The 9689-nt window shown below is 72.4% G+C and carries 10 protein-coding genes; 4 read left to right on the top strand and 6 right to left on the bottom strand.

Going from position 1 to position 9689, the window contains the following annotated elements; translation table 11 throughout:
• The first annotated feature begins 271 nt into the window (after nucleotides 1-271).
• Nucleotides 272-1036 (top strand): GntR family transcriptional regulator, encoded by a 765-nt coding sequence (locus ACWGI8_RS31740; RefSeq protein WP_453666175.1) that lies wholly within the window; start codon nucleotides 272-274, stop codon nucleotides 1034-1036.
• Nucleotides 1037-1067: 31 nt separating this feature from the next.
• Here ACWGI8_RS31740 and ACWGI8_RS31735 read toward each other — a convergent pair whose 3' ends face one another.
• From ACWGI8_RS31735 to ACWGI8_RS31725, 3 genes are all read right to left on the bottom strand, one after another.
• The gene (locus ACWGI8_RS31735; protein ID WP_453666174.1) at nucleotides 1068-2225 is read right to left on the bottom strand and encodes an ROK family protein; all 1158 of its coding nucleotides are present in this window, start codon (nucleotides 2223-2225) and stop codon (nucleotides 1068-1070) included.
• A gap of 88 nt (nucleotides 2226-2313) precedes the next feature.
• Nucleotides 2314-2967 (bottom strand): response regulator, encoded by a 654-nt coding sequence (locus ACWGI8_RS31730; protein ID WP_453666173.1) that lies wholly within the window; start codon nucleotides 2965-2967, stop codon nucleotides 2314-2316.
• A 127-nt stretch (nucleotides 2968-3094) separates the two neighbouring features.
• Nucleotides 3095-4249 carry a sensor histidine kinase gene (locus tag ACWGI8_RS31725; RefSeq protein ID WP_453666171.1) on the bottom strand — a complete coding sequence of 385 codons (1155 nt, stop codon included), beginning with the start codon at nucleotides 4247-4249 and terminating at the stop codon, nucleotides 3095-3097.
• Between the two features lie 108 nt (nucleotides 4250-4357).
• On the opposite strand from ACWGI8_RS31725, the gene ACWGI8_RS31720 reads away from it, so the two are divergent.
• From ACWGI8_RS31720 to ACWGI8_RS31710, 3 genes are read left to right on the top strand one after another with little or no spacing between them, the layout of a single operon-like run.
• Nucleotides 4358-5287 (top strand): ABC transporter ATP-binding protein, encoded by a 930-nt coding sequence (locus ACWGI8_RS31720; RefSeq protein ID WP_453666169.1) that lies wholly within the window; start codon nucleotides 4358-4360, stop codon nucleotides 5285-5287.
• 2 nt (nucleotides 5288-5289) lie between these two features.
• Nucleotides 5290-6012: an ABC transporter permease subunit gene (locus ACWGI8_RS31715; RefSeq protein ID WP_453666167.1), complete on the top strand. Its 723-nt coding sequence runs from the start codon at nucleotides 5290-5292 to the stop codon at nucleotides 6010-6012.
• Between the two features lie 40 nt (nucleotides 6013-6052).
• Nucleotides 6053-6490: a hypothetical protein gene (locus tag ACWGI8_RS31710; protein WP_453666165.1), complete on the top strand. Its 438-nt coding sequence runs from the start codon at nucleotides 6053-6055 to the stop codon at nucleotides 6488-6490.
• Here the strand turns inward: ACWGI8_RS31710 and mug are convergent.
• From mug to ACWGI8_RS31695, 3 genes are all read right to left on the bottom strand, one after another.
• On the bottom strand, nucleotides 6487-7125 hold the full coding sequence (mug, locus tag ACWGI8_RS31705; RefSeq protein ID WP_453666163.1) for a G/U mismatch-specific DNA glycosylase: 639 nt from the start codon (nucleotides 7123-7125) through the stop codon (nucleotides 6487-6489). The two genes, ACWGI8_RS31710 and mug, sit on opposite strands and share 4 nt — an antisense overlap.
• Nucleotides 7126-7139: 14 nt before the next feature.
• The gene (gene purB, locus ACWGI8_RS31700; RefSeq protein ID WP_453666161.1) at nucleotides 7140-8573 is read right to left on the bottom strand and encodes an adenylosuccinate lyase; all 1434 of its coding nucleotides are present in this window, start codon (nucleotides 8571-8573) and stop codon (nucleotides 7140-7142) included.
• Nucleotides 8574-8726: 153 nt separating this feature from the next.
• The gene (locus tag ACWGI8_RS31695) at nucleotides 8727-9530 is read right to left on the bottom strand and encodes an SGNH/GDSL hydrolase family protein (RefSeq protein WP_453666159.1); all 804 of its coding nucleotides are present in this window, start codon (nucleotides 9528-9530) and stop codon (nucleotides 8727-8729) included.
• Nucleotides 9531-9689: the final 159 nt, after the last annotated feature.

Genomic DNA, 9689 nt, shown 5'->3' with positions numbered 1-9689 from the left:
CGAACATGCCGGTCCCCATCGCGTGGACCGCCCAGGCGGTGCGGGGGTTGACCCAGTGCAGCCACCGGGTGTCGGCGGGGCCGCTGTTTTTCGCCACAGCACGAACCTTCCGTGAACGCTCCGTGGCAGAGGGTGATTCCATGGCTCGGCGCAGGAGGATTGGTCTTGACCAAGCCTGTGCGCCGTCCTATGGTCGCAGCGTTAGTGCAGGAACCTTTAATAAACAAGGGCACGGAAAGCCGCCGGGGCCACGGTGATTGCGGAGGACAGGGTGGGGACCACGCAACTGGAGACGGTGCCGGAGCCGAAGTACTGGCACCTCAAGACCGTGATCGGTGAGGCGCTCGACTCCGACTTCTCGGTCGGGGAGATCCTGCCCAACGAGCGCGAGCTGGCCGCCCGCTTCGGAGTCGCCCGGGCCACCCTCCGCCAGGCGCTCGAACAGCTGGAGCTGGAGGGCCGGTTGCAGCGCCGCCGCGGTGTCGGCACCACGGTCGCGCCGCCCCGCATGGGCGTCGACGTCTCCACCTCCCCGCAGGACTGGCCAGGTACCCCCGAGGACGCCTGGCAGGCCCTCGACTGCACGACCGGCGTCCCGCCCGCCGCCGTGGGCCGCGTGCTGGGCACCGACGGCGACGAGGAAGTCCACATCGTGCGCCGGATGCTGGTGACACACGGCCAGCCGGTCGCCACCGAGCTGCTCTACATCCCGTCCGGCTCCGTGCCCGAGCTGTCCGCCATCGATGCCCCCGCCGGCGCGGCTCGCGCCCGCGGAGTCCTGCGTGAGCTGCAGCGTCCGGCTCTGGAGGGCCAGGACCGCGCTGTGGAGCTCGGCTCCGCGCGCGCCGACGACGCGAAGGAACTGGACCGCCTCCCGGGCGCCCCCGTCCTCGTCGTCACCACCCGGTACTTCGCGCAGGGCCGCACCGCCGTCGTCTCGGTGGCGACGTACCGCGCGGACACCTGCCGACTGACCTTCGGCGACTCCGGCGACCTGGAGATCCGCCACGACACCCAGCAGCGCCGCGCCTCCTGAGCGCCCTGCTCCGCCGTACGGCCCGTCGCGTTCAGCGGCGGGCCGTCACCGTTCCCTCGACGGCGAACAGTTGCTCCTCGACGTGGTCCAGCGCCAGCCGCAGCGCCCCGGTCGCCACCGCGGCCTCACCGAGCATCGAAAGCGCCACCCGGGGCGGCCGCAGGCAGTAGCGGGACAGCTCGTCGCGCAGCGGATCGAGGACGCCGTCCAGCCCGGCCGCCCAGCCGCCGATCACCACCAGCTCCGGGTCGAGCGCCAGCACCAGTGCCGCCACGTCGTGCACCAGCCGCTGGATGAACCGGTCGAGCGCGGCGCGCGCCCGCTCGTCACCCTGCCGGGCATGTGCGAACACCCGCGCCACTGCCTGCTCGTCCAGCGGATGCAGCGGCTCGCCCGTGGTCGACAGCAGCGTCTCCGGAGTGACCTCCCGGCCCAGCAGATGCAGTGCGCCGATCTCGCCCGCCGCCCCGCCGTAGCCCCGGTGCAGACGCCCGCCGATCAGCGAGCCCGCGCCGGGACTGAGCCCCGCCAGGACGAAGACGATGTCGTCCGAGTCCGTCGCCGTACCCTTCCAGTGCTCGGCGACCGCCGCCGCGTTCGCGTCGTTCTCCACCAGCACCGGACAGCGGAACGAGCGCCTCAGCCGCTCACCCAGGGCCAGCCCCGTCCAGCCCGGCAGCGCCGTGCCCAGGCGTACCGTGCCGTCTGCTTCGACGATGCCGGGCGTGCCGACTCCGACGGCGCGGAGCGAGCTGCGGGCGACTCCGGTACGCCGCAGGACATCGGCGACCACGGTACGGACCCGCTCCAGCCGCTCGTCCGCGGGCGCCGCCTCGTCCACCTCACGGGATCCCGCGCCGATGATCCGGCCGTCGAGCCCCGACAGCAGCGCGGCGACCCGGTGCGGGCCGATCTCCACTCCCAGCAGATGCCCGGCCTCGGCACGGAACCGGAACCGGCGCGCCGGCCGCCCCTGCCGCCGGGTCTCGCCCTCCTCGGGGCCGGTCTCCACCACCAGCCCGGAACCGATGAGCCCTTCCAGCACGCCTTCGACGGTCGGCCGGGACAATCCGGTGATCCGGGTCAGATCGGTGAGCGTGGGGGAATCGGCGCCCCGCAGCGCATGGAGTACCACCGCGGAATTGATCCGCCGCAGAAGCGACGGGTCCCCGCCGGTCAGCCGCCCCACGGTGTGTCCTTCCCGCTCGTCCACGTGTCGGGCGGATCGTACTCAATGGCGGCGGCGCGCGGCGAGCGCCGGCCGGCCGGGCCCGGGGTCAGGCGGGAGCCACGAAACCGGACTCGTACGCGGCGATCACCGCTTGCGTGCGGTCCCGCGCACCCAACTTCGCCAGCACGGCGCTGACATGGGACTTCACCGTTTCGGTACCGACGATCAGCTCCGCGGCGATCTCCGCGTTGGACAGGCCCTTCGCCATCAGGCGCAGCACTGCCGACTCCCGCTCGGTGAGCGCCGCCCGCTCCACGGCGGAGGGCGCGGGGCGGGCGGCGGCCTGCCCCACGACGAGCGAACGCAGCGCGGCCGGGAAGAGCAGCGACTCTCCTTCGGCCACGGTGCGCACGGCGTTCACGATCTCGGCGGGCCGGGACCGCTTCAGCAGAAACCCGTCGGCACCGGCCCGCAGTGCCTCGTACACGTACTCGTCGTTCTCGAAGGTCGTCACGACGAGGATCTTCGGTGGCTGCTCGACCGTGCGCAGCAGTGCACGGGTCGCCTCGATGCCGTCCAGGAGCGGCATGCGCACGTCCATGGCCACCACGTCGGGCCGCAGTCGCCGCACCAGCGGGATCACCGAGGCGCCGTCGGCCGCCTCCCCGACGACCTCGATGTCGGGCTGCGCCTCCAGAACGGCACGCAGACCCGCGCGGACGAGGGGTTCGTCGTCGACGAGCAGAACGGTGACCGGCATACGGCCAGGGTAGATCAACAGCCCCCGCCGTCCGCAGGGTTGCGGCCGGTACCGGTCATCGGCCCGTCCACAGGGGTCCGGCCGGTACCGGTCATCAGCCCGTCCGCGGGCGTCCGGCCGGTACCGGTCAGCGGAGCGGCAGTTCGACGCGCACCTGCCAGTCCCCCCGGTCCGGGCCGGTCTGCGCCCGGCCGCCGAGCAGCGCCGCCCGCTCCCGTATCCCGCGCAGCCCGCTGCCCCGGCCGGGCCCCGGTATCTGCGCCGTCAGCGGATTGCGGACCTCCAGTCCGAGGGCGCCGTCCGCGACCGCGATCCGCACCCGCACGGGCACCCCCTCCGCGTGCCGCAGCACATTGGTGAGCGACTCCTGGAGGATGCGGTAGCCCTCGCGGGACACCGGTCCCGGCACCGCCTCCAGCGGGCCGGACACCTCCGCGTCCACCTCGGCCCCCGAGGCACGCGCCGACTCCAGCAGCCGGACGGCGTCGGTGAGCGTCGGGCGGCTGCCCACGGGGCGGTCGTGCTCGCGCAGGATCCCGAGCACCCGTTCAAGATCCTCCAGCGCCGCCCGCCCCGTCTCCTCGATGGCACTGAGGGCCCGGTCCGTGAACTCCGGGTCGCCCGCGGCCCGCGCCGCGCCCGCCTGCACCACGGCCACCGTCAGCGCGTGACCGATGGAGTCGTGCAACTCGCGCGCGAGGCGGGTGCGTTCGAGCAACTGCTCAGCGCGCTCCTCCAGGGCGGCGAGCCGCTCGGCGGCGGACGGGCCGAGCAGCCGCCGTGCGAGCAAGGTGGCCAACTCGCCCAGGCCGACGACGAGTCCGTACAGCGCGAGGAGGGGGAGCGGGACCAGCAGGGCGTACCACCAGTGCGGTGCGGCCTGATCGAGGATCGGAATGTCGTCGTGAACGCCCCCGAACGTCGTCGCGCCCAGCTCGATCGCGAGGATCGGCAGCCAGACGCAGCCGAACGCGGCCGGCACCCCCAGCACCATCCGCGTCTCCAGCCACAGCACCGTACGAAGCCGGTCCCGCCAGGCCGTCGCCGGAGCCACCGAGAACCCCGGATCCCGCTCGCCGGGCGTGAGCAGCAGTTGCGCCTGCACCCCTTCGCCCCGGCGCACCGCCGGGATCAGCCCCAGTGGCGGAAGCAGCAGCGCCGGGACCCACGGCCGCGCCGGGTCGATGAACATCCAGACACTCTCGACCAGCACGGGCACCCAAAGGTGCAACAGCCGTGTGTACGTCGTCCCCCGCAGCAGCGGGCGCAGAAAGCGGACCATTCCGTCATCGTGCCAGCCGCCTCCGACAGCGGACCTCCCCCGGGCGGGGGAGACGATCTCCACGCGCGGGGGAGGAACAAGACCCTCGTCGGACGCGAGGCTGGCCCCATGACCAGCATCGACATCCGAGACCTCACCAAGGAGTACGGCTCCCGGCGCGCCGTGGACCACCTTACGTTCAGCGTGCCGCCCGGTCGCGTCACCGGCTTCCTCGGCCCCAACGGCGCCGGGAAGTCCACCACCTTCCGCCTCGTCCTCGGCCTGGACCGCCCCACCTCCGGCACCGCCACGGTCGGCGGCCGGCCCTACACCGCGCTCGACGAACCCCTGCGGCACGTGGGTGCCCTCCTGGACGCCGGGGCCGCGCACGGGTCACGCACCGCCCGAAACCACCTCATGTCCCTCGCCGTGAGCAACCGCATCCCCGTCCGCCGCGTGGACGAGGTCCTGGAGGAGACGGGGCTCGCCTCCGTCGCACGGCGCCGCGTGAAGACGTACTCCCTCGGGATGCGCCAGCGTCTGGGCATCGCCGCTGCCCTCCTCGGCGACCCGCCCGTGGTGCTCCTCGACGAGCCGTCCAACGGCCTCGACCCCGAAGGGATCATCTGGATCCGGGAGTTGCTGCGCCGCCTCGCCCGCGAGGGCCGGGCCGTCCTCGTCTCCAGCCACCTCATGAACGAGACCGCGTCCTTCGCCGATCACCTGGTCGTCCTCGGGCGCGGGCGCCTGCTCGCCGACATCCCCCTGCGGGAGTTCATCGACGCGCGCGTGCAGCCCCGCGTCCGGGTCCGCACCACGGACGGCGAGGCGCTGAAGGGCCTCCTCGCCCGCCACGGCTACGACGCCGTCGACGGCGGGGACGGGGGGTGGACGGTGCACCACGCGCGCGTGGAGGACATCGGCCGCCTCATGTCGGGCTCGGGCGTGCCCGTCCTCGAACTCGCCGCCGAGGAAGGCACGCTGGAACAGGCCTACCTCGACCTCACGGCACCGGAAGCCGAGTTCACCGCGTCCCCCGCGCAGCCCCAGGAGGCCTGACCATGGCGTTCACACCCGTCCTGCACTCCGAGTGGATCAAGATCCGTACGCTGCGGTCGCTCGTCGGCGCCCTGTGCGCGGTGCTCGTCGCCACCGTGGCCTTCTCCGCGCTCGCCGGACTCGACCCCGAGGGAACGGACTTCGACCCGTTGTTCACGGCGTTCTTCGGCGTGAGCTTCGGGCAGACCGCGGCGGTCGCGTTCGGCGCGACGGCCGTCTCGTCCGAGTTCCGGGGCGGCGCCCTGCGCGTCTCGCTGGCCGCCGTCCCGCACCGGGGGCGGTGGTTCGCGGCCAAGGCGGTCGCGGTCGGCGCACCGGCCCTCGCCGCCGGGCTGGTCACGGGCCTCGCCAGCCTGGCCGTCGGCAAGGCGGTGCTCGGGGACCGGGCCGACGGGATCGGCTGGGCCGAGGGCCTGCGCGGTGCCCTGGGCTGCGGCGTCTACCTCGCACTGATGGCCCTGTTCGCGGCCGGCCTGGCCGCGCTGCTGCGCAGCGGTGTCGCCACGCTGAGCGTCCTGGTGCCCTTCCTGCTCATCGTGTCGTTCGTGGTCGGCGACATGTCGGGAACGGTCGCCGACTTCCTCCCGGACAAGGCGGGACAGGCGGTCCTCCACCAGACGCCCGACGGAGCCCTCGGCCCGTGGAGCGGCCTTGCGGTGACCGCGTGCTGGACGGCGGCCGCGCTGCTGGCGGGCGGGTGGAGCGTTCGCCGACGGGACGCCTGACGCCCCGCCACATGTCAGTGGGAGAAGGTTTACTGAATCCATGACCATCGCACGGCATCTGGCGACCATCGATCGGCTGCGCTCCCGGCCCTTCCCCGCGGAGTACGGCCGGTCGGACGTGGGCGACAGCGGTCCCGGCTACCACATGGCCGAGCTGAGCACGAGCGAGGAGTTCTGGGAGGACCGGTCGCGCATGGAGATCGTCGGGGAGCAGTACGAAGCGGAGCGTGAGGCTCTCGCGGTGCTGCTCAGCGAGCGATGGGGGCGGCCTCAGGTGTTCAGCCTGTATTCGGTGTTCGCCAGGTCCTTCGAGGAAGGGGAGGAGATACCGGAGCCGTGGGGCACGCTCAGCAACTCGGTGCCCGACGTGCATCTCTGGCAGGTGGACGGTCAGTGGGTGGTGCTCGGGGTCTCGAAGTGGGACACCGAGCTGCCGTTCCAGCTCGTCGCTGTCGTCACCGAGATAGATCCGCCCTAGGCCCGCCGGAGTCCGAGGGTTCGGCGGAGTCCGAGGGTTTCGCCGAAGTCCGAGGACTCGGCGGAGTCCGAGCATTCGGGGGAATCCGACGAGGCCCCGGCGGCCGACCGCAGCCGCCCGTACTCCTCGGCCATCGTCTGCGCCGTCCAGTGGGCGTTCAGCCCACTGGGGTTGGGCAGGGCCCAGATCCGGGTCTCGCCGATCGTCCGCTCCTGTGGGCCGATGCGCGCCGAGCGGTCGCCGAATGCCGTGCGGTACGCCGTGACCCCGGCGACAGCGAGCCAGCGCGGCCGCAGCCTCTCCACCTTCTCGGTGAGGATCCGGCCGCCCTCGCGGAACTCCTCGTCGCTGAGCTCGTCGGCCCGGGCGGTCGCACGGGCCGCGACATTGGTGATGCCGAGTCCGTACACCAGAAGTTCGTCCTGTTCGGACGGCTTCAACTGGCGCGGGGTGAAGCCCGACAGATGCAGCACCGGCCAGAAGCGGTTTCCGGGCCGGGCGAAGTGGTGGCCCGTCACCGCCGACATCAGACCGGGGTTGATGCCGCAGAACAGGACGGACAGACCGTCCGCGATCACATCGGGGACGAGGCGATCGCGGGCGGCCTCCAGCTCGGCGGCGGTGTAGCGGGCCATCCCGGTTGCCCCGGTCAGAGAATGGACCCCGGCGTGTACGCGGCGGCCTCCGGGTGCTGCTTGGCGATCTCCTCGATCCGGGACACCACCGTGGCGACCTGCTGTCCCGCAGCGCCGGTGAAGGACAGCTTGTCCGCCATCAGCGCGTCGAGCTGGGCGCGGTCCAGCGGAATGCGGTCATCGGCGGCGAGCTTGTCCAGCAGCGCGTTGCGCTCGGCGCCCTGCTCCCGCATCGCCAGCGCGGAAGCGACCGCATTCTCCTTGATGGCCTCGTGGGCGACCTCCCGGCCCACACCGGCGCGCACCGCACCCATCAGGACCTTGGTGGTGGCGAGGAAGGGCAGGTAGCGGTCGAGTTCGCGGGCGACGACCGCGGGGAACGCGCCGAACTCGTCCAGCACCGTCAGGAACGTCTCCAGCAGACCGTCGAACGCGAAGAACGCGTCCGGGAGCGCGACCCGGCGCACGACCGAGCAGGAGACGTCGCCCTCGTTCCACTGGTCGCCCGCCAGCTCACCGGTCATCGAGGCATAGCCGCGGAGGATCACCATGAGGCCGTTGACGCGCTCGCAGGAGCGGGTGTTCATCTTGTGCGGCATCGCGGACGAGCCGACCTGGCCGGGCTTGAAGCCCTCGGTGACCAGCTCGTGACCGGCCATCAGCCGGATCGTCTTCGCCAGCGAGGACGGTGCGGCGGCGAGCTGCACCAGCGCCGTGACGACGTCGTAGTCCAGCGAGCGCGGGTAGACCTGACCGACGGACGTGAAGGCGTGCGCGAAGCCCAGGTGGCCCGCGATGCGCTGCTCCAGCTCGGCGAGCTTGGCGGCGTCCCCGCCGAGCAGGTCGAGCATGTCCTGGGCGGTGCCGACCGGGCCCTTGATGCCGCGCAGCGGGTAGCGGCCGAGCAGCTCCTCCAGCCGGGCGTACGCGACCAGCAGCTCGTCCGCGGCCGTCGCGAAGCGCTTGCCGAGCGTCGTGGCCTGCGCCGCGACATTGTGCGAGCGGCCGGCCATCACCAGCTCCGCGTACTCACCGGACAGCTTCCCGAGACGGGTCAGAACGGCGACCGTCCGGTCCCGCATCAGCTCCAGCGAGAGGCGGATCTGCAACTGCTCGACGTTCTCGGTGAGGTCGCGGGAGGTCATGCCCTTGTGTACGTGCTCATGACCGGCGAGGGCGTTGAACTCCTCGATACGCGCCTTCACATCGTGCCGGGTGACCTTCTCGCGCTCCGCGATGGAGGCCAGGTCGACCTGGTCGAGCACGCGCTCGTAGTCGGCGAGAGCGGCGTCGGGCACCTCGATCCCGAGGTCCTTCTGGGCACGCAGCACGGCCAGCCAGAGCTGACGCTCCAGCTTCACCTTCTGCTCGGGAGACCACAGGACGGCGAGCTCCGCGGAGGCGTAGCGGCCGGCCAGGACGTTGGGGATGCGAGGCTTTGCAGTCACGTGTACGGATTCTACTGGCGGTTTACGCAGGCCAGCGCCCCGCCCCGATTTGTGGCTTGCTACGAGAGCTGCGCGACGCACGAGACCGTACGAGACCGTACGCGTCGGAGTCGCAGGGAGTGGCGCTCCCCGGCAAGATCCACCGGACAGGCCCTAAGAGAGTTCGCCGTCGGGCGCAGTCGCGGCCGTGGCCTCGTACGGCAGCAGTTCGGGCCGCTTCGCCGGCCTGCCGTCTCCCGACGAGCGCCCGGTGAGCCGCCGCCCGATCCACGGAACCAGATGCTGCCGGGCGAACCGCGCATCGGCCGTCCGCCGCTGCGTCCAGCCCGGGCGCACCGCCGGCGGCAGCGGCGCCCGCCAGTCCTCCTCGGCGGCGAGGCCCAGCGTCTGCCACACGGCCTCGGCGACCCTGCGATGCCCCTCGGCGGTCAGGTGCAGCCGGTCCACGTCCCACAGCCGCTGGTCCCCGAGCACCTCGGCGCCGTACAGGTCCACCACCAGCGCGCCGTGGCGCGCCGCCAGGGTGTCGATGTGGTCGAAGAGCTCCTCCATGCGGGGACGGAACCGCTCCATGACCGGACCCTGGCGCCCCGGGCTGCGCATCAGCACCAGCTGCCCGCACGCCGGAGCCAGCCGCTCCACGGCCTCCTCCAGCAGTCCCCGCACCCGGCCCATGTCGCACTTGGGGCGGAGGGTGTCGTTGAGCCCGCCGACGAGCGTCACCACGTCAGCCTTCATCGCCGCGGCGCGGTCCACCTGCTCCTCGACGATCTGCCCGATGAGCTTGCCGCGCACGGCGAGATTCGCGTACCGGAAATCCGGAGCGCGGCCCGCGAGCCGCGCGGCGAGGACATCGGCCCAGCCCCGGTACGAGCCGTCGGGCTGCAGGTCGGACATGCCCTCGGTGAACGAGTCGCCGACCGCGACAAGACTGGTGTAGGTGGCATTTGTCTGCATGGCCGTGCGATCATACCGGTCGGTATGTGCGCCGGATCGCCCGGGTGGCACGGGCGGCGCGGCCCTAGGGCGTGTTGCGAAAGTCCCGCCTGGCCCGCGACGCCTGGCACGCACTCCCCCGTAGCCCTTCGGGCACGGGAGGTGCCCCCACGCTGCGTT

This window comes from Streptomyces sp. NPDC054841, assembly GCF_053611045.1.
This window is presented reverse-complemented; position numbering and strand designations above follow the sequence as displayed.

Bases quoted from the DNA above. Each gene is read 5' to 3' on its own strand.
- ACWGI8_RS31730 (WP_453666173.1), bottom strand. From the start codon at position 2,967: ATGCCGGTCACCGTTCTGCTCGTCGACGACGAACCCCTCGTCCGCGCG.
- ACWGI8_RS31725 (WP_453666171.1), bottom strand. From the start codon at position 4,249: ATGGTCCGCTTTCTGCGCCCGCTGCTGCGGGGGACGACGTACACACGG.
- ACWGI8_RS31720 (WP_453666169.1), top strand. From the start codon at position 4,358: ATGACCAGCATCGACATCCGAGACCTCACCAAGGAGTACGGCTCCCGG.
- ACWGI8_RS31715 (WP_453666167.1), top strand. From the start codon at position 5,290: ATGGCGTTCACACCCGTCCTGCACTCCGAGTGGATCAAGATCCGTACG.
- ACWGI8_RS31710 (WP_453666165.1), top strand. From the start codon at position 6,053: ATGACCATCGCACGGCATCTGGCGACCATCGATCGGCTGCGCTCCCGG.
- mug (WP_453666163.1), bottom strand. From the start codon at position 7,125: ATGGCCCGCTACACCGCCGCCGAGCTGGAGGCCGCCCGCGATCGCCTC.
- ACWGI8_RS31695 (WP_453666159.1), bottom strand. From the start codon at position 9,530: ATGCAGACAAATGCCACCTACACCAGTCTTGTCGCGGTCGGCGACTCG.